Origin of the sequence: Saccharomonospora saliphila YIM 90502 (assembly GCF_000383795.1) — a bacterium.
In the GTDB taxonomy this organism is placed as follows: Bacteria; Actinomycetota; Actinomycetes; order Mycobacteriales; family Pseudonocardiaceae; genus Saccharomonospora; species Saccharomonospora saliphila.
The window spans coordinates 19,976-38,438 of the sequence record NZ_KB912705.1 but is presented as its reverse complement, the minus strand read 5'-3'; the positions used below and the strand labels follow the sequence as shown (position 1 = coordinate 38,438).

Annotated in this window: 19 protein-coding genes; 5 read left to right on the top strand and 14 right to left on the bottom strand. The window is 71.3% G+C overall.

The genetic code is table 11. From position 1 onward, the window contains the following. The 7 genes from arfB to SACSA_RS0116765 all read right to left on the bottom strand — a co-directional run. Positions 1–361 (bottom strand): alternative ribosome rescue aminoacyl-tRNA hydrolase ArfB (arfB, locus tag SACSA_RS23470; RefSeq protein WP_048876927.1); only part of this gene is annotated, 361 nt, incomplete at its 3' end. Between the two features lie 17 nt (positions 362–378). Further along, on the bottom strand, positions 379–1,449 hold the full coding sequence (gene purM / locus SACSA_RS0116795) for a phosphoribosylformylglycinamidine cyclo-ligase (protein WP_019818909.1): 1,071 nt from the start codon (positions 1,447–1,449) through the stop codon (positions 379–381). Between the two features lie 29 nt (positions 1,450–1,478). Next, positions 1,479–2,996 (bottom strand): amidophosphoribosyltransferase, encoded by a 1,518-nt coding sequence (gene purF / locus SACSA_RS0116790; RefSeq protein WP_048876916.1) that lies wholly within the window; start codon positions 2,994–2,996, stop codon positions 1,479–1,481. A 165-nt stretch (positions 2,997–3,161) separates the two neighbouring features. Continuing rightward, positions 3,162–3,674 (bottom strand): hypothetical protein, encoded by a 513-nt coding sequence (locus SACSA_RS0116785; RefSeq protein ID WP_019818907.1) that lies wholly within the window; start codon positions 3,672–3,674, stop codon positions 3,162–3,164. Further along, positions 3,658–3,897: a DUF397 domain-containing protein gene (locus SACSA_RS0116780; RefSeq protein WP_019818906.1), complete on the bottom strand. Its 240-nt coding sequence runs from the start codon at positions 3,895–3,897 to the stop codon at positions 3,658–3,660. The genes SACSA_RS0116785 and SACSA_RS0116780 overlap by 17 nt, the downstream gene beginning before the upstream one ends. A 571-nt stretch (positions 3,898–4,468) precedes the next feature. Continuing rightward, a complete protein-coding gene (locus SACSA_RS0116770) occupies positions 4,469–5,347 on the bottom strand; it encodes a helix-turn-helix domain-containing protein (protein WP_019818904.1) in 879 nt (292 codons plus the stop codon). A 188-nt stretch (positions 5,348–5,535) separates the two neighbouring features. Continuing rightward, on the bottom strand, positions 5,536–5,916 hold the full coding sequence (locus SACSA_RS0116765) for a sterol carrier family protein (RefSeq protein WP_019818903.1): 381 nt from the start codon (positions 5,914–5,916) through the stop codon (positions 5,536–5,538). Positions 5,917–5,972: 56 nt separating this feature from the next. Here SACSA_RS0116765 and SACSA_RS0116760 point away from each other — a divergent pair, with 56 nt between their 5' ends. The 3 genes from SACSA_RS0116760 to SACSA_RS25355 all read left to right on the top strand — a co-directional run bounded on the left by SACSA_RS0116760 (position 5,973) and on the right by SACSA_RS25355 (position 8,957). After that, the gene (locus tag SACSA_RS0116760) at positions 5,973–6,584 is read left to right on the top strand and encodes a type VII secretion system-associated protein (RefSeq protein ID WP_019818902.1); all 612 of its coding nucleotides are present in this window, start codon (positions 5,973–5,975) and stop codon (positions 6,582–6,584) included. A 161-nt stretch (positions 6,585–6,745) separates the two neighbouring features. Next, positions 6,746–7,609: a lysozyme gene (locus tag SACSA_RS0116755; protein ID WP_028661961.1), complete on the top strand. Its 864-nt coding sequence runs from the start codon at positions 6,746–6,748 to the stop codon at positions 7,607–7,609. A gap of 220 nt (positions 7,610–7,829) precedes the next feature. Next, positions 7,830–8,957, top strand: a complete 1,128-nt coding sequence (locus SACSA_RS25355) for a proline-rich domain-containing protein (RefSeq protein WP_019818900.1) — start codon at positions 7,830–7,832, stop codon at positions 8,955–8,957. A gap of 103 nt (positions 8,958–9,060) precedes the next feature. Here SACSA_RS25355 and purL read toward each other — a convergent pair whose 3' ends face one another. From purL to SACSA_RS0116730, 4 genes are all read right to left on the bottom strand, one after another. Beyond that, positions 9,061–11,349, bottom strand: a complete 2,289-nt coding sequence (purL, locus tag SACSA_RS23465) for a phosphoribosylformylglycinamidine synthase subunit PurL (protein WP_019818899.1) — start codon at positions 11,347–11,349, stop codon at positions 9,061–9,063. A 56-nt stretch (positions 11,350–11,405) separates the two neighbouring features. Next, entirely contained in the window at positions 11,406–12,098 is a 693-nt protein-coding gene (gene purQ, locus SACSA_RS0116740; RefSeq protein ID WP_019818898.1) for a phosphoribosylformylglycinamidine synthase subunit PurQ, read from the bottom strand. Further along, entirely contained in the window at positions 12,095–12,334 is a 240-nt protein-coding gene (gene purS / locus SACSA_RS0116735) for a phosphoribosylformylglycinamidine synthase subunit PurS (protein WP_028661960.1), read from the bottom strand. Before purS ends, purQ begins: the two co-directional genes overlap by 4 nt. Before the next feature lie 338 nt (positions 12,335–12,672). Further along, a complete protein-coding gene (locus SACSA_RS0116730) occupies positions 12,673–14,148 on the bottom strand; it encodes an aldehyde dehydrogenase family protein (RefSeq protein WP_019818895.1) in 1,476 nt (491 codons plus the stop codon). A 95-nt stretch (positions 14,149–14,243) separates the two neighbouring features. Here SACSA_RS0116730 and SACSA_RS0116725 point away from each other — a divergent pair, with 95 nt between their 5' ends. Next, the gene (locus SACSA_RS0116725; protein ID WP_019818894.1) at positions 14,244–14,909 is read left to right on the top strand and encodes an MBL fold metallo-hydrolase; all 666 of its coding nucleotides are present in this window, start codon (positions 14,244–14,246) and stop codon (positions 14,907–14,909) included. A 64-nt stretch (positions 14,910–14,973) separates the two neighbouring features. On the opposite strand, the gene SACSA_RS0116720 is transcribed toward SACSA_RS0116725, so the two are convergent. The 3 genes from SACSA_RS0116720 to SACSA_RS0116710 all read right to left on the bottom strand — a co-directional run bounded on the left by SACSA_RS0116720 (position 14,974) and on the right by SACSA_RS0116710 (position 18,011). Continuing rightward, complete coding sequence (locus SACSA_RS0116720) at positions 14,974–15,891, bottom strand: sulfite exporter TauE/SafE family protein (protein ID WP_019818893.1); 918 nt, start codon at positions 15,889–15,891, stop codon at positions 14,974–14,976. Between the two features lie 12 nt (positions 15,892–15,903). Continuing rightward, positions 15,904–17,334, bottom strand: a complete 1,431-nt coding sequence (gene purB / locus SACSA_RS0116715; RefSeq protein ID WP_019818891.1) for an adenylosuccinate lyase — start codon at positions 17,332–17,334, stop codon at positions 15,904–15,906. A 98-nt stretch (positions 17,335–17,432) separates the two neighbouring features. Continuing rightward, on the bottom strand, positions 17,433–18,011 hold the full coding sequence (locus SACSA_RS0116710) for a TetR/AcrR family transcriptional regulator (protein ID WP_019818890.1): 579 nt from the start codon (positions 18,009–18,011) through the stop codon (positions 17,433–17,435). Between the two features lie 123 nt (positions 18,012–18,134). Here SACSA_RS0116710 and SACSA_RS23460 point away from each other — a divergent pair. After that, on the top strand, positions 18,135–18,463 hold a 329-nt coding region (locus tag SACSA_RS23460; RefSeq protein ID WP_232212980.1), incomplete at its 3' end, for a maleylpyruvate isomerase N-terminal domain-containing protein.

Sequence of the window (18,463 nt, the reverse complement as noted above, 5' to 3'; positions counted from 1 at the left end):
GTTCCTGCGAGCCCTTCGTCGGCTTCGTCGGACGGCGGCGACTCGGCGGCGGCGCGGCGGCCTCGCGCAGCACGGCCGCCAGCCGTCTGCGCGCCTCCTGCCGGTTGCGCCGCTGTGCACGGTGCTCACTCGCCACGATCGTGAGCACACCACCCGCGAGCCGGTGATCCAGCCGGGCGAGCAGCCGCCTGCGCAGGTCGTCCGGCACCGCGGGCGAACGCGCGACGTCGAACGAGAGCTCCACCCGCGACGACGTGGTGTTCACGCCCTGTCCACCGGGGCCGGAGGACCGCGAAAAGCGCTCGGACAGCTCCGACTCCGGCACCACGAGGCGCCCCGTCACCCGCAGCTCGTCCAGCACCGCCACACCGTCCGGCCTCAGAACCGGGGGTGGTCACCGGTGAGCACGGCACGCGGCTCGTCGTCGTCCTCGGCGCGGCGCACCTCGCCGAGCACCCACGCGGGCACGTGCCGCGCCGTGAGCACGGCCAGCGCACGGTCCACGTCCTCGGGGGAGACGACCGCGACCATGCCCACGCCCATGTTGAACGTGCGTTCCATCTCCACCCGCTCGACCCGGCCGCGCTGCTCGATCAGCCGGAACACCGGGTCCGGGGTCCAGGTGTGCCGTTCGAGGTGGGCCACGAGTCCCTCCGGCATCACCCGCGCGAGATTGGCCTTCAGTCCACCACCGGTGATGTGCGCGAACGTGCGCACGTCGGCCTCGGCGACCAGCGCGAGGCAGTCCTTGGCGTACACACGGGTCGGTTCGAGCAGCTGCTCCCCGAGCGTGCGGCCGAACTCCTCGACGTGGCCCTCCAGCGGCATCCGCGCGACGTCCAGCAGCACGTGCCGGGCCAGTGAGTACCCGTTGGAGTGCAGGCCCGACGACCCGAGACCGATCACGACGTCACCGGGCCGCACCAGCTCGGGCCCGAGCACGGCGGAGGCCTCCACGACTCCCACTCCGGTGGCGGAGAGGTCGTACTCGTGCTCGCCCATCATGCCCGGGTGCTCGGCGGTCTCACCACCCAGCAGCGCACAGCCCGCCTGCACGCACCCCTCGGCGATACCGGCGACGATGGCCTCGACTCTCTCGGGCACGACCTTGCCGACGACGATGTAGTCCTGGAGGAACAGCGGCTCCGCCCCGGTGACCACCAGGTCGTCCACGACCATGGCCACGAGGTCGATGCCCACGGTGTCGTGCTTGTCCAGCGCCTGCGCGACGGCGATCTTGGTGCCGACCCCGTCGGTGGACGAGGCGAGCAGAGGTTCCTGCCAGCGTCCCGCCTTCAGCGAGAACAGCCCGGCGAAACCGCCGACACCGCCGACCACCTCGGGCCTGCCCGCGCGGGCGGCGTGCGGCTTCAGCAGCTCGACTGCCTTGTCACCGGCGTCGATGTCGACACCGGCAGCGGCGTACGTGGCGCTCGTGGACTCGGTCACGAGGCGGACTCCATCCTCACTTCGACGGGTTAGGGACGCCGGACGGCATCCTCGGCACCGTACCCCTCCGGCGTGGTCGGGGCGGACACCGTGCTCCGCTCACCCGTGCCCAGATTCTCCAGCAGATGCTTGCCGATGAGCGCGTCCTCCGGCAGCGAAATGGGGTACTGGCCGTCGAAGCAGGCGGCGCACAGCCGGGACGCGGGCTGCTCCGACGCGGCGACCAGGCCGTCCAGCGAGACGTAACCCAGCGAATCAGCCCCGATCGACCGGCGAATGCCGTCCTCGTCGGCGCCGTTGGCGACCAGCTCCGCCCGGGAGGCGAAGTCGATGCCGTAGAAGCAGGGCCAGCGCACCGGTGGCGAGGCGATCCGTACGTGCACCTCCAGCGCCCCCGCCTCGCGCAGCATCCGCACCAGCGCACGCTGGGTGTTGCCGCGCACGATCGAGTCGTCCACGACGACGAGCCGCTTGCCGCGGATCACCTCGCGCAGCGGATTGAGCTTGAGCCGGATGCCGAGCTGACGGATGGTCTGAGACGGCTCGATGAACGTGCGCCCGACGTAGCCGTTCTTGACCAGGCCCGACCCGTACGGCACGCCGGAGGCCGCCGCGTAGCCGATCGCGGCGGGGGTGCCGGACTCGGGCACCGGGATGACCAGGTCGGCGTCGGCCGGGTGCTCCTCGGCGAGCTTGCGGCCGATCTCCACCCGGGTGGCGTGGACGCTGCGCCCGGCGATCGTGGTGTCCGGCCGCGCCAGGTAGACGTACTCGAACACGCAGCCCTTCGGCTCCGGGTTCGCGAACCGCACCGAGCGCAGGCCGCTCGCGTCGACGGCGATCAGCTCACCGGGTTCGACCTCGCGCACGACCGACGCGCCCACGATGTCGAGTGCCGCGGTCTCGCTGGCCACCACCCAGCCGCGTTCCAGCCTCCCGAGCACGAGCGGGCGGACCCCGTGCGGGTCGCGCGCGGCGTAGAGGGTGTCCTCGTCGGCGAAGGCCAGGCAGTACGCGCCGCGTACGGTCGGCAACAGCTCGGCGGCGGCCGTCTCGATCCCCTTGTCGGCGGCGGCGTCCGCCAGCAGGCCGCAGAGCAGGTCGGAATCCGTGGTGGCGCCGTCACGGTCGACGACACCGCGTTCCCGCGCACGCTCGTCCAACTCGTGTGTGTTGACGAGGTTGCCGTTGTGCCCCAGGGAGAGACCCGTGCCCGCGGCCGTCGTCCGGAACGTCGGCTGGGCGTTCTCCCAGCTCCCGCTTCCGGTGGTCGAGTAGCGACAGTGCCCGACGGCGACATGCCCCTGCAACGAGGACAGCACCTGCTCGTCGAAGACCTGGCTGACCAGCCCGAGGTCCTTGAAGACCACGATCTGGCCACCGTCCGAGACCGAGATCCCCGCCGCCTCTTGTCCCCGGTGCTGGAGAGCGTAGAGGCCGTAGTAAGTCAGTTTGGCGACGTCCTCACCGGGCGCCCACACCCCGAAGACACCGCACTCCTCACGAGGCTCGGCCTCGATCTGTTCCACCGGAAGGCTCCCCTGCATACGAGAACGGGCCGCCCCCAGTGTAGTGCCGAGGGGGCGGCCCGTTCCCGTGATGTCGCGCTCAGCGCGGCGGTCACGGCGTGCCCGCGCACGGTCGGCCATGGCCTGCCCGCGCGCGATTGGACACGGCGTGCCCATGCGCGGTCGGCGGCCGTCTCGCGCCGGTCAGCCCGTGGCCGCCAGCCACTTGGCTCGGCCGCGGGTGCCCGGAACCCAGCAACCGCGCGCGCTCGCCGTGCGCCGCCCACTCTGCGGCTCGACCGACGGCTCGGGCAACGCGAGCAGGTCGTCGATCACCTCGCGCATTTCGCCCGTGCGCTGCCAGAGAACGGTGCGCGGCGCGAGGATGTTGTCCTCGTCGCCCGGCATCCGGCTCGCCGTCACCTCGTCCTCGGCGTCGAGGCGGACGACGTCGACGACCGGCCCGTGGGCCCGGACACCGACGATCGTGACGATCTCGCCGCTGTCGTCGCGCGGATGCACGAACTGGAAGCCCTGCTCGATCAGGCGCCCGAGCGCGCGCTCGACGTCGGCCGCGTCGTTGTCGCCACCCTCCTGCTCCGTGGGCTGGGACGTGGTGGCCTGCTGGCCGGTGGCCTCGTGCCCGGCGGCCGGAAGCGTCGTGCCCCCGCTCGGAGTGGCACCGTCGACAGTGGTCGTCTCAGACGGCGAGGTCATCGAACTCACCGTCCTTCACGCCGTCGAGGAAGGCGGCGATCTCGGCGCGGGTGTAGACCAGCGCCGGACCGCGGGGATCACGCGAGTTCCGCATCGCGATCTCGCCGGTGCGCAGCGACGCGACCTCGACGCAGTTGCCCATCGAGCCGCTGTACGCGCTCTTGCGCCACGCCACGTCCGTGAGCAGCTCCGAAGAGATTCCGTTGCGAATCGTCCTCGCCATGATCCTCACCTTCCCGACTTACACCATTGGAGGATGCATCTGCATGTGCAGTTGGTTGTGCACCGACCGTAGCACGTGCCCGTGCAGGTGTGGATGCACGTGCAGATACACGGGCATCAGCTCTTCGTCACACCATGACCCAACTCACACCGGAACAACCACCCCGCGCGAGTTGTCCCCTCCCGGCCCGCGAGTTGCCCTTTCCTGCGCGCGAGTTGCCCCTCCCGGCGCGCGAATTACCCCGTGAGCCGTGAGCCCAGCGAGTTGTCCGTCGCGCCGGACCTGTTCATGGCCAGGGAGCGGACTGTTCACGTCCGCGATGTGGCTACCGACCGAGAGCTACCCCGCCCCGGATGCGGGCGGCACGGAAAGGCCCGTCGCGAAGGGGAAGGCGGTTCGCAGAGGGACGGGGAACTCGCAGGCGTCGGGGCGATGGGCGAGCCGGAGGAACGAGCGGCGGGCGGGAGAAAGACCAACTCGCGGACCGGAAGGGGCAACTCGCAGGCGGGGAAAGGGCAACTCGCGCACCGGAAGGGGCAACTCGCCGGCCGGGGCGGGGCGAGAGGGCGGGTCAGGCGTCGGCGCGCACTTTGAGGAGCATCTGGCGGGAGCGTTCGGGAGTCTCGGCGTCCACGGCGAGCCGGTCGAGTGAGCGTCCGACCAGCTCGATCTCGTCCGGCCGGTCCAGGTAGAGCCCGCCGCCGATGTGCTCGATGTAGCCGATGTTGGGCAGTTCGGGCTCGGAGAACCGCAGCATCGTGAACGCGCCCTCGGCGGCGTACCCACTGCGCTCGTACGGCACCACCTGCACGGTCACGTGCGGCAGCGTGATCATCTCAAGGAGGTGGTCGAGCTGCTCCCGGTGAACACGACCGCCACCGATGGGCCGGTGCAGCACCGACTCGTCGAGCACCGCCCACAGGCGGGGCGCGTTGGGCCGGAACAGCAGCCGCTGGCGCCGCATGCGCAGCGCCACCCTGCCCTCGGCCTCGGCGCTGGCCGTCTCGGGCAAGCCGTGGGTGATGACCGCGCGGGCGTAGTCCTCGGTCTGCAACAACCCGGGCACGAACTGGAGCTCGTAGGTCTGGATCCGCGAGGCGGCCTCTTCGAGACCCACGAAGTCGTCGAACCATTTCGGCATGTAGTCGTTGAACTTCTGCCACCAGCCGGGCTGGTTCGACTCCTTGACCATGTCGAGGAAGACGGCACGCTCCTCGGAGTCGGCGACGCCGTACAGGGTCAGCAGGTCCTGCACATCGCGCTCCTTGAACCCGACCCTGCCGAGTTCGAGCCTGCTGATCTTCGACTCGGACGCGCGGATGTGGTATCCGGCGTCGGCCCGCGGGATGTCCGCGCGTTCGCGGAGACGGCGCAGCTGAGCCCCGAGGATCATTCTCCGGGCGGTGGGGCCGGTGCCCGGTTCAGCGACGGAGTCGTCGCGCGCAGCCATGCCGCCTTCCGTTCCTCTCTCTCGACACGCCGAGCTCCTCGTCCGGCCCGCAGAATCGTACCGGTGGAAACCATCCGATCACCGAAAGTACACCGCGAGCCGTGCCAGTCAAGTCACCGCCTCACCCGCACGCCGCCCCGTGCGGACCCGTTCGACGCGGGCCGGGGCGCGCGGGCCACACCCCTCGCTCACAGGCGCACGAGCGGCAGCCAGGACCCGAGTTCGGCCCTGGTGCCGGACGCGGTGACCCGGCCGGACTCCACGGCGTCGGTCCACTCCAGACGCCCGGCCGCGAGCGCGAGCCAGGTCTCCGGGTCGGTCTCGACCACGTTCGGCGGGGTTCCCCTGCTGTGCCGTGGCCCGGCTACACATTGGACGGCGGCGTACGGGGGAACGCGCACCTCGACGCTGCGCCCCGGCGCGTCGGCGGCGAGCGCGCGCAGGCTCAGCCGCACCGCCGTGGCCAGGTCACGGCGGGCGGGCGGCGGGGCCTGCCCACGCAGCCACGGGTCCACCGCGGCCATCGCGGCACGCAACTCGCCGGGATCGACGGACCGTGATTTCGGCATGTCCCCACAGTAAGGTGGGCCCACCAGCGAGCACACGGCACGACGTGGGGGAGCACATGGCGCAGCGTGACGACGCGGACCGCCTGGTGCCCGGGCCGACCGCGGCCACCAGGAAGCCGGCCATCACACGGGAGATGCGGGCCAACGCCCGGGCCAACCCGAACAGTTGGCTCTACGTGATCGACGAGGCGTTCGACCCGGACGGCCGCGTGCCGTCCTGGGCTGTCGTGGGCGCCTACCCGGTCAACGCCAACGGCGAGATCATCGACGACTTCCACCCGAACGAGCGTTATCGGCCCTCGCCGCGCGCGCTCGGCTACCCGGACCCGCACACCGATCTCGAACACCTTCTCCAACTGGTGCAGACCGGCCACCGGCCTGCCGGAGATCTCCCGGTCGCCGTGCTCGACGCGACGCTGTACGTCTACGCGTACTCCCCCGCGCAGCGGACCCTCGTCGGGTTCCATGACGTGGAGGGCACCGTGGTCGTCCCGGCCTGCACCGACCGGTCACTGGCGCCGGACGGCTGGCCGTGCGCCAGGGCGGTGCGCGGCCGGGACATCGTCGAGAGCCTGGCCGGACATCCGCTGGTGCTCAATCCGGACGATGTCGCCACGGCGCGGATCGCCGCGGGCGACCTCGTTCTCGCTCTCGCCCGCAATCGCTAACGACCGTTCCGCCTGGTGAAAAAAAATCACCCACCTTTTCCGGTTGTTTCCCGCCAGTTGGTGACATACCCGGCGCGGTGTGGGCACAATCAACACGTGGGCGAACACATTCGGTGAGTCGTCCACTGCGAGGGCATTACCAGGAAGAAGGGACAGAACCGATGAATGTCGGGCGGACGAGACGGCGGTCCATCGCCGCCGTGATCGCCGGTTCGGTCAGTGCGCTCCTGCTCGGCGCACTGGCCCCGGCGAACGCGGACCCTGCGGGCGAGGACACCGCGGACCAGCGGCAGGACCACGCGATGGGCTCGCAGATCAAGCGGGTCGAGGGCGACCGTTCCACACCGAGCTCGAAACGCAGCGCGCTTCAACCACGCGGATTGAACTCCGACGGAACCGAGGCGTACGCGACCGTCGAGGGAATCGACGTGAGCAGCTGGCAGGGCAACGTGGACTGGTCGTACTGGTGGAACCAGGGCAAGCGGTTCGCCTACGTCAAGGCCACCGAGAGCACCGGCTACACCAACCCGTACTTCGCGCAGCAGTACAACGGGTCCTACAACGTGGGCATGATCCGGGGCGCGTACCACTTCGCGCTGCCGGACCGCTCTTCGGGAGCGGAACAGGCGAACTACTTCGTCGACAACGGCGGCGGCTGGTCGGCCGACGGCAAGACCCTGCCGGGAGCACTCGACATGGAGTACAACCCGTACGGCCCCACCTGCTACGGCAAGAGCAAGTCGCAGATGGCGGCGTGGGTGCGCGACTTCCACGACACCTACCACTCGCGGACCGGCCGTTATCCGGTGATCTACACCTCCACGAGCTGGTGGGACCAGTGCGTGGGCAGCGCACAGAGCTTCTCGCAGACGTCCCCGCTGTGGGTCGCGCGGTACGACTCCTCGGTGGGCCCCCTGCCGTACGACTGGCCGTACCACACGTTCTGGCAGTACACGTCGACGCCGATCGACCAGAACGTGTTTAACGGCTCCTACGACCGGCTGCAGGTGCTGGCCACCGGCTGACACGGCGGCACCCGGCAGGTGCCCGGCGTCCGTCCTCACCGGCGCCGGGCACCTGTCCGCGCGCGCCGTGCCTGACGCCCCGGCTGAACCCGAGAGGGGCCGGAGGGGCAGAATGCGCGGGTCAAGCGTGGTCTGGGGGAACCACTGCCTCCGGGCCGGCGTCTGACGACCGGAAAGCGCACCAGGGGCGCCGCGATCCACGGAAGGCAGCACTGACGTCATGACGTACCCACCCCAGCCCGGCCAACCGCCGTACGGACAGCAGCCGGGCGGCCAGCCCGGCACCTACGACCAGGGTGGCTACCCGCAGTCCGGGGGCTTCCCGCAGCAGGGTGGCCAGTACCCGCCCACAACGTCCTACCCGCAGCAGGACCCGTCCGGCGGGCAGTACGGGCAGTACGGCCAGCCTCCGTACGGGCAGTACGGCCAGCCCCCGTACGGGCAGCATCCGTACGGGCAGCCGGGCGACGGGTTCGGCGGCGAGCCTCCGAAGAAGAGCAAGACCGGCCTGTGGATCGGCCTGTCCGCGGCGGCGGTCGCGGTCGTCGCGTTCCTGATCACCGGACTCGTCGCGCCGGGATTCCTGCTCGGCGACGACTCCGACGACAGCGGCGGCTCGGGCGACACCGCGTCCGGCACCCCGGGCGGAGGTGACTCGGGCGGCGCCACCGCGGTCGCCGAGCGGATCGCCGCCGCGCTCAACAACGGGGACACGGCCACGCTCACCGGTCTGACCTGTGCGGACGCCACGAGCAACGTCCAGCAGACGATCTCCATGTCCTCCCAGATCGGGAACGTCACCATGACCGGAGCCCCGCAGGAGTCCGGGAACACGGCCACCGTGGACGCGACGGCCGAGTTCCAGGGCGACACGGTCACCGTGAGCAACACGCTCGCGCGGCAGAACGGTAGCTGGTGCTGGCAGGACCTCACCTTCGGTGCGGCCGGTCCCGGCTCCGGCGCCGGTACGGACCCCGGCGCGGGCACCGACCCCGGAACGGGGACCGACCCGGGAACGGGAACCGACTCCGGCGCGGGCGGGGCGAGCACCGGCGATGTCGACTCGGTCGCCGAGGAGTTCGTCAGTGCCTTGAACAGCGGTGACAAGGAAGCGGCGATGGGCACCGTCTGCTCGGGCGCCGAGTCCTATGTGGAGTCCTCGGTCGACAAGGTGGTCAACGGCTCGGCCGACCTCACCCCTGGCGAATCGGCACACGCCACGCAGAGCCAGGGCGTCGACATCTACTCGGTCGTCGTCACGGGCTCACTCGACGGCACGACGACCGGCGGCGGGATCGCGATCGCCGACGTCGACGGTTCCTTCTGCGTCAGCGCGTTCAGCTTCTGACCGGACCGCCGGAGAAGAACGTCGGCCGCGGATGTGCCGGTGTCCCGGCCGGCCCACGGCCGACGTTCTCGCTCGCGACGGGCGATGTCCGCTCGTCGGCGCCTCAGGACTCGAACAGCGCGGGCAGGGTGCCTTCCCACGCCGCGCGCAGTTCGTCGAGCCCGAAGTCGCCGACGTCCTGGATGTGCAGCGCCCCGGCCCCGGGGTCCACGACCCCGGTCTTGCGCCAGGGCAGCCCGCGTGCCGAACACATCTCGGTGAAGCGCAGCTCCTCGCTGCGCGGCACCGCGACCAGCGCCCGGCCCGCGGACTCGGAGAACAGTTGCACGAAGGGGTCCGCGTCGGGGTCGAGCACCACCCGGGCGCCGCATTGCCCGATCAACGCCATCTCCACGGCCGCCTGCGCGAGTCCGCCGTCGGAGAGGTCGTGCGCCGCGGAGACGAGACCGTCGCGGGAGGCCGCGACCAGGATCTCGGCGAGCAGCCGCTCGCGGGCGAGGTCCGGCGTCGGCGGCGTTCCGCCGAGGTGGCCGTGCGCCACCCGCGCCCAGGCCGAGCCGCCGAACTCGTCGCGGGTCTCGCCGAGCAGCAGCAGGCTCTCGCCCGCCTCGGCGCCGATCCCGGTCGGAATCCGCCGCCGCACGTCGTCGAGCACCCCGAGCACGCCGACCACCGGGGTGGGCAGGATGGCCTGCTCACCGGTCTGGTTGTAGAAGCTGACGTTGCCGCCGGTGACCGGGACGCCGAGCTCCGCGCACCCGTCCGCGAGACCGTGCACGGCGCGTTCGAACTGCCACATCACGCCGGGGTCGTGCGGCGAGCCGAAGTTGAGGCAGTTGGTCACCGCCACCGGCATCGCGCCGCTCGTGGCGACGTTGCGGTAGGCCTCGGCGAGGGCGAGCCGCGTTCCCTCGTACGGGTCAAGCCGGACGAAGCGGCTGTTGCAGTCGGTGGCGACCGCGACTCCGCGTCCGGTGTTCTCGTCGACGCGGACGACGCCCGAGTCCGAGGGCTGGGCCAGCACCGTGTTGCCGCGCACATACCGGTCGTACTGCTGGGTCACCCACTCCCGGGAGGCGAGTTCGGGGGAGGCGACCATCCGCAGCACGGTCTCCCTGAGTTCGTCCGGAGTGGACGGACGAGCGAGCCGGTCGGGCGTGTCCGCCTCGATGGTGTCCTGTTCCTTCGGCCGCGCGAACGGGCGGTCGTAGACCGGGCCCTGGTGCGCGACGGTGCGCGGCGGCACGTCCACGACGGTCTCCCCGTTCCAGCGCACCACCAGGGTGTCACCGTCGGTGACCTCACCGATCTCCGTGGCGAGGACGTCCCACTTCCGGCACACCGCCATGAAGTCGTCCACATCGGAGGGACGCACGACCGCGCACATGCGCTCCTGCGACTCGCTGGACAGGATCTCGGCAGGGGTCATCCCCTCGGCACGCAGCGGCACCCGGTCGAGATCGACCCGCATACCGCCGTCTCCGGCCGCGGCGAGCTCCGAGGTCGCGCAGGACAATCCCGCGCCGCCGAGGTCCTGGATGCCGACAACGAGGCGCTTGTCGAACAGTTCGAGGCAGCATTCGATGAGCACCTTCTCGGCGAACGGGTCACCCACCTGCACGCTCGGCAGCTTCTTGCGCCCGCCGCCGCTCTCGTCCCCGGAGAAGGTCTCACTGGCCAGCACGGACACGCCGCCGATACCGTCGAGGCCGGTCCGCGCACCGAACAGGATGATCTTGTTGCCCGTGCCGGAGGCGTGCGCGAGGTGCAGGTCCTCGGTACGCATGGCGCCCACGCACAGGGCGTTCACCAGCGGGTTGCCCGCGTAGCTCTCGTCGAACACGACTTCGCCGCCCACATTGGGCAGGCCGAGGCAGTTGCCGTACCCCGCGACCCCGGCGACCACGCCCGGCAGCACGCGCCGCGTGTCCGGGGCCTCGGCGGGGCCGAACCGCAGCGGGTCCGCCACGGCGAGCGGTCGCGCGCCCATCGCGAGGATGTCACGCACGATGCCGCCGACGCCGGTCGCCGCACCCTGATAAGGCTCCACATAGGACGGATGATTGTGGCTCTCGACCTTGAACGTGACCGCCCAGCCGTCACCGATGTCCACGACACCGGCGTTCTCCCCGATTCCGGCGAGCATTTTCGCCTTCATCTCGGGGGTCGTCGTTTCGCCGAAGTAGGCCAGGTGCCGCTTCGACGACTTGTACGAGCAGTGCTCGCTCCACATCACCGAGTACATCGCCAGTTCGGCGTCGGTGGGCCTGCGTCCGAGGATCTCGCGGATGCGGACGTACTCGTCGTCGGCCAGGCCCAGCTCCCGGTACGGCTGAGTCAGTTCCGGGGTCCGCTCGGCGTGCGCGGTGGTGTCGAGGGCGGGGGTGTCCACGTCAGGTGCTGCCACGTCTTTCAGCCTAACCGGGCGGGTAGTCGGGAAGCGGCGGGTCAGCCCACCGGTGCCGGGGCATCGGCCAGCGCGTCGAGCGCCGAGTAGAACACCCCGAGGCCGTCGTCGGACGGTCCGGTCAGCGCGTCGATCGCGTGCTCCGGGTGCGGCATGAGACCCAGCACACGGCCGTCGGCACTGCGAATGCCCGCGATGTCGCGGCGGGAGCCGTTCGGATTGCCGTCCACGTAACGGAAGACGACCCGACCCTCGCCTTCCAGTTCGTCCAGGGTCGCCTCGTCGGCGACGTAGCCGCCCTCGCCCGACTTCAGGGGAACGAGGATCTCGGCGCCGGGCTCGTAGCGGGTGCTCCACGCCGAGGTGGTGTTCTCCACCCGCAGCCACTGGTCCCGGCACACGAAGTGCAGCTTCTCGTTGCGCACCAGCGCGCCCGGGAGCAAGCCCGCTTCGCACAGGATCTGGAAGCCGTTGCAGATGCCCAGCACCGGCATGCCCCGGCCCGCGGCCTCGACGACCGAGCCCATCACGGGGGCGAACCGGGCGATGGCGCCGCAGCGCAGGTAGTCGCCGTAGGAGAACCCGCCGGGCACGATCACGGCGTCCACACCGCGCAGGTCGGCGTCGCCGTGCCAGAGCGAGACCGCCTCGGCGCCCGAGTACGTCACCGCGCGGCAGGCGTCGACGTCGTCGAGCGTGCCGGGGAAGGTGATGACGCCGATGCGCGGGCTCACCGTTCGACCCTCCGCACCGTCCACTCCTCGATCACCGGATTGGCCAGGAAGCCTTCCGCGATCCGGGCGAGCGTGTCGTCGTCGACGTCGTCGTCGACTTCCAGCTCGAAGTGCTTGCCCTGACGGACCCCGCCCACGCCCTGGAAGCCGAGGCGTCCGAGCGCGCCGGCGACGGCCTGGCCTTGGGGGTCGAGAATCTCGGGTTTGGGCATGACGTCGACGACTACTCGGGCCACGACTGGCTGCTCCTCAAGTTCGCGCAGGTCGATGCCCGACGAGCGTAACCCAGAGGCCGAGGAGCCCCCGACACCCCTCGGCCTCCGAGTCACGTCTTTACCCGACTCTCACACCGGAAGACGCGTGAGGTCCCGACGACGTTGCTCGACGACCGCCGCGATCCCCGAATTCCCCGGACCGGAGGAACCCACCCCGCCGCCCTCACACACCGTGACCGCACCCCGCCTTGTTGGCGTGCCGTCAAGGCCTCCTTCACTGCACTCAACGCAGTCAAGGAGGCCTTGACCGCACTCAACGCAGGAAAGGGGGCCTTGCCGGCAGTTCACTAGGACGGGGGTTAGCGGCGGCGGCCGTGCAGGGTGGAGATCAGCTTGCCGACCAGAGCCTCGGTCTTCGGGGTGCGGGCGAAGCTGGTCAGCGCCAACGGCATGGGGAACCGCTGCCGGGCCACCGCCTTGGGCCGGGCGAACTCGCGCAGTCCCTCGGGACCGTGGATGCGGCCGAAGCCGGAGTCACCCACCCCGCCGAACGGCAGGGACGCGATCCCGGCGAACGACAGCGGCGCGTTGATCGCCGTCTGACCCGTGCGCAGCCTGCGTGCCAGTTCGGGGCCACGGCGCTTCGAGAACACCGTCGATCCCAGCCCGTAGGCCGAGTCGTTCGCCCGGTCCACGGCCTCGTCCATATCGGCGACCCGGGTGACGGTCACGGTCGGGCCGAAGGTCTCCTCGCGCACGGCGGCGGAGTCCTCGGGAACGTCCACGAGCACCGTCGGCGCCACGTACCGGTCCCCGACGGCGTCGGCACCGCCGACGAGAGCGCGCCCGCCCCGTGCCAGCGCGTCGGCGATGTGCCCGCGCACGACGTCGAGCTGCGCGGGCATGGTCATCGGCCCGTAGTCGGTGCCCGCCTCGACCGCGCGGGCCCGCCGCACGAGCCGCTCGACGAAGTCGTCGTAGACGGCGTCGTGCACGTAGACGCGCTCCACGCCCACACAGGTCTGCCCCGAGTTGGAGAACGCGCCCCAGACCGCCGCGTCGGCGGCGGCGTCGAGGTCGGCGTCGGAGTCGACCAGCAGCGGGTCCTTACCACCCGCCTCGATGATGACGGGGGTGAGCCGCTCGGCCGCCGCGGCCATGATCTTCTTGCCGGTCCCCGCCGAGCCGGTGAAAGCGATCTTGTCGACGTCGGCGCGGGTCAGCGCGGCCCCCGTGGCACCGAAGCCGGTGACGAGATCGAAGACGGGGTGCTCGGGCACCGCCTCGGCGAACGCGTCCGTCAGCCAGCGGCCGACCCCGGGGGTGTACTCACTCGGCTTGAACACCACCGCGTTGCCCGCAGCCAGGGCGTAGCTGATCGAGCCGAGCGGCGTGAAGACCGGGTAGTTCCACGGGCCGATCACGCCGACCACGCCGAGCGGCCGGTATTCGACCGTCGCCGCCTGGTTCGCCAGCAGCAGTCCGGGCGAGCGGCGGCGCCTGCCGAGCACCGTGCGCGCGTTGCGGGCGGCCCACTCGATGTGCTCGATCGCCAGCACGACTTCCAGTTGGGCGTCTCCGGTGGGTTTGCCGGTCTCGGCGGCGACCACCTCGCACAGCTCGGTCATCCGGCGGGCGAGGACGCCCTTGAACCGGCGCAGGCGCTCGGCGCGTCCACCGAAGCCGAGCGAGTCCCACCACCCGGCGGCCGCGCGGGCCCGCGCGACGGCGGCGTCCACGTCGGCCTCCCCGTGCACCGGGTGGGTCCCGACGACGGCACCGGTGGCGGGATCGAGCGAGTCGAAGCTCTCGACGGCCTGCGCGATGCTGGTCATGCTGGACACCCTAGGAGGGGCCCCACGCTACTGACAATCAGCCAACAAGGGGTCGCCCGAGCAGGGACGATCCCGCCGGAGCGAGGGAGCACGTCGTGGAACTCACGCATTACGGGCACTCCTGTGTACTGCTCGACGCCGCGGGAGCCCGGCTGTTGTTCGATCCGGGCGCGTTCTCCGACGGGTTCGAGTCGCTGCGCGACCTCGACGCCGTACTGATCACCCATCAGCACTACGACCACATCGACGCCGAACGCCTTCCCGCTCTGCTCGCGGCCAATCCGGAGGCCCGCCTTGTGGTGGACCCGGGGACCACCACGACCGTCGACAAGCTCGACCTGCCCGCCACCACGGCGCGCCCCGGCGACACGCTGGAACTCGGCGGCGTCACCGTGTCCGTGGTCGGCGGCGAGCACGCGATCGTCCACCCCGACATCGCGGTGGTGCCGAACGTCGGCTACGTCGTCGGTGACATCGCCGGGACCGGTGCCGAGAGCGGAGGCGAGACCTTCTACCACCCCGGCGACGCCCTGCACGTGCCCGCCCGGCGCGTGGACGTCCTCGGAGTGCCCACGGCCGCGCCGTGGCTGAAGGCTGCCGAGGCGGTGGACTTCCTGCGCGCGGTGCGGCCCCGGCTCGCGGTGCCGATCCACGAGGCCGTCCTCGCTCGTCCGCAGGGCCATATCGGCCTGTTCACCAACCTCGCCCCGGACGGGACGGAGGTACGCCCGGCCCCGCACGGCGAAACACTGGCGCTCTGACCTCCGCGCTCGATGCTCCGACCCCGCACACCCGCCGCGCCGCACACCCCGCCCGCGAACGCGCTCAGCGCCGGGCGCGGTCGCCCGAGACCGGGTCGTCCTCGCCGACCAGCGCGTTGATCCGCTTCTCCTCGCGCATCGAGCGCAGCGAGGCCATCACCGCCGTCGCGATCAACAGCACGATCAACGCGTAGACCACGCCCACCACCACGGCCGGAGCACCGAGCACGCCGAGCAGCAGCCACCCGTTGGTCAGCACGATGAGCCCGCCCGCGGCGGTGCCCAGGAGCCGGGGCGGCACCCTGCGCACGAGCACGGCGCCGAGCGGCGCGGCCAGCACCCCGCCGAGGAGGAGACCGAGTACCACCGCGAAGTTCATCCCGCGCAGCGAGAGGGCGGACAGGAACGCCAGGCTCGCCGCGACCGTCACGACGAACTCGGCCGTCTGCACGGACCCGACCACCTTGCGCGGTGCGAGTCGCCCGCTCGACAGCAACGTGGTCGTGGCGACCGGGCCCCACCCGCCGCCACCGGTGGCGTCGACGAACCCGGCGACCAGCCCCAGCGGGGCGAGGAACCGGGCACCGGGCCGCTTGTCCGTGATGAGCCTGCCCAGGCGCAGGAACGCGAACCGGACCAGCACGTACAGGCCGAGCAGGGACAGGATCACGCTGATCCAGCCGCTGGCGAACTCGCCCGAGAACGAGACGAGCAGCACCGCGCCGAACACCGCGCCGACCGCGCCCGGCCCCGCGAGGATGCCCACGGTGCGCCAGTCGACGTTACGGAACTTCCAGTGCGACACCCCGGAGGCGAGTGAGGTGCCGACCTGCGCGAAGTGCGCGGACGCCGACGCGACGGCGGGCGCGGTGCCGAACGCGACCAGCGCCGTGGTCGAGGTCATGCCGTAGCCCATGCCGAGCGTCCCCGACACGAACTGTGCCAGGAATCCGGCCAGGCCGAACAGCACCAGCGTCAGCATGACGCGCGCCGCCTACAGGATCGGCCCGGGCGTGTACGCCGCGGCGTCCGGGAACCGGCGCACGACGTCGGCCACCCTGCCGAGGACGGTCTCGACCTGGGTGGCCGCCGTGCCGGTGAACGACAACCGGTCGTCGAGCAGGGCCTTCAGCTCCCCCACGCCCAGCGGAATTCGCTCGTCGGCCGCGAGCCGCTCGACGAGGTCGTTGTCGGTCTGCCCCCGTTCCCGCATGTCCAGCGCCACCGCCACGGCGTGCTCGGAGATCGCCTCGTGCGCGGTCTCCCGGCCCACACCGGCGCGCACGGCGGCCATGAGCACCTTCGTGGTCGCCAGGAACGGCAGGTAGCGCGCCAGCTCACGGTCGACGACGGCGGGGAAGGCTCCGAACTCGTCGAGCACGGTGGCGAAGGTCTCCAGCAGCCCGTCGAGCGCGAAGAACGCGTCGGGCAGCGCGACCCGGCGCACCACGGAATCGGACACGTCGCCCTCGTTCCACTGGTCGCCCGCCAGCTCGCCGACCATCGACAGGTGCCCGCGCAGCACCACCGCGAGCCCGTTGACCCGTTCGCACGAGCGGGTGTTCATCTTGTGCGGCATCGCCGAGGACCCCACCTGGCCCAGACGGAAGCCCTCCGTGACCAGCTCGTGCCCGGCCATGAGCCGGATCGTGGTGGCGAGGTTCGACGGAGCGGCGGCGAGCTGCACGAGGGTGGAGACCACGTCGAAGTCCAGCGAGCGCGGGTACACCTGCCCGACGCTGGTCAGGACCCGCTCGAACCCGAGGTGCTCGGCCACGCGGCGTTGCAGCTGTTCCAGCTTGGCCGGATCGCCGAGCAGGTCCAGCATGTCCTGCTCGGTACCGACGGGGCCCTTGATCCCGCGCAGCGGGTAGCGCGCGAGCAGCTCCTCGACGCGGGCGAAGCCCACCAGCAGCTCGTCGGCGACGGTGGCGAAGCGCTTGCCCAGCGTCGTGGCCTGTGCGGCCACGTTGTGCGACCGGCCCGCGAGCACCAGATCGGCGTGCCGCGCCGCCAGGTCCCCCAGACGCGCGAGCACGGCCACGACCCGGTCGCGCACGAGTTCGAGCGAGCGCCGCATCTGGAGCTGCTCGACGTTCTCGGTCAAGTCGCGCGAGGTCATGCCCTTGTGCACGTGCTCGTGCCCGGCGAGGTGGTTGAACTCCTCGATCCGGGCCTTGACATCGTGCCGGGTCACGCGCTCGCGGGCGGCGATGGAGTCGAGGTCCACCGTGTCCCGCACTCTCCGGTAGTCGGCGAGCACGGCCTCGTCCACGTCGATGCCGAGTTCACGCTGGGCCGCGAGCACGGCGATCCACAGGTCGCGTTCGAGTCGGACCTTGTGCTCGGGCGACCACAGCCGCACCAGGTCGGCGGAGGCGTAGCGACCCGCGAGCACGTTCGGGATTCGGGGCTTGTCCGTCACACGCTCAGGCTAGCCACGCCCGTGGTGATCAACCCAGTGCGGTGCCGGTCCGGGCCCTTCGACCCCGTTCGAGCAGTCCACCGTCACCCGGTACGGGATCAGGTCAGCGCGTCCCGCAACATCCGGGCGGCGACCGCCCTCGGGTCGGGGTCCACCTCGACGAGCGCGTTGACCACGGCACCGTCCACCAGCGCGATGAGTTGTTCCAACCGGTGGGCGTCGATCTCGAATCCCGAGCGGGCGAAGAGTTCGCTGAGCAGCTCTCGCAGCTCGGCCGACAACGTGCGCATCAGCGGGCGCAGGTGCGGCCTGCGCCCCGTACCGACCAGCCGCTCGTAGCGCAGCACCACGGCCTCGTAGTGCGGGTCGGTGCCGAGCAACTGGTCGAGCACCAGTTCGACCAGGTGGTCCACCCCGCGCCGCTCGGTGCCCACCGTGGCGAGCTGCTCGCGCCCCCGGGCCAGCTCCTCCCGGCCGTAGTGCTCGATCGCGGCATGGACCAGGTCGTCGAGCGAGTCGAAGTAGTACGTCGTCGACGCGAGCGGCAGGCCCGCCCGCTCCGCGACCGCACGGTGACGCACCGCGTCGAAGCCGCCTTCCACCAGCAGCTCGGCGGCCGCGGCGGCGAGCGCGGCACGCCTGCGTTCCCCCTTCGGCGTACTGGCTGCGGAGGTCATGCCCGGATAGTCTGCCACTGTCCTTCGGCGCCGCCGTCGCACGCCTCACCCGGCCACGGCACCTCCGCCACGGCGGCACCGTGGCCAGGCCCGGCACGGCCGGGTTCGGCACGACACCGACCGATGAGTTCCGGGACTGGGGGAGAGCGCACCATCATGGACCAGAGCGTGCACAGCATGACCCACGCACGGCACTGCGCCGAGATCGTCACGTGGACGGGCACGTTGACCGCGCTCACGCGCGAGGCCGACCTGACCGCCGACGTGCCGACCTGCCCCGGGTGGAACCTCGCCCAGCTCGTGCGTCACGTCGGCGCGGGACACCGTTGGGTGGAGACCATCGTGCGGACGGCGGCGACGGAACCGCCACCCGACACCGCCCTGCGGGAGCTCTCCCCCGAGCCGCACGGGGACCGGGCCGCGCTCGCCGAGTGGCTCGCCACCGGCGCGGC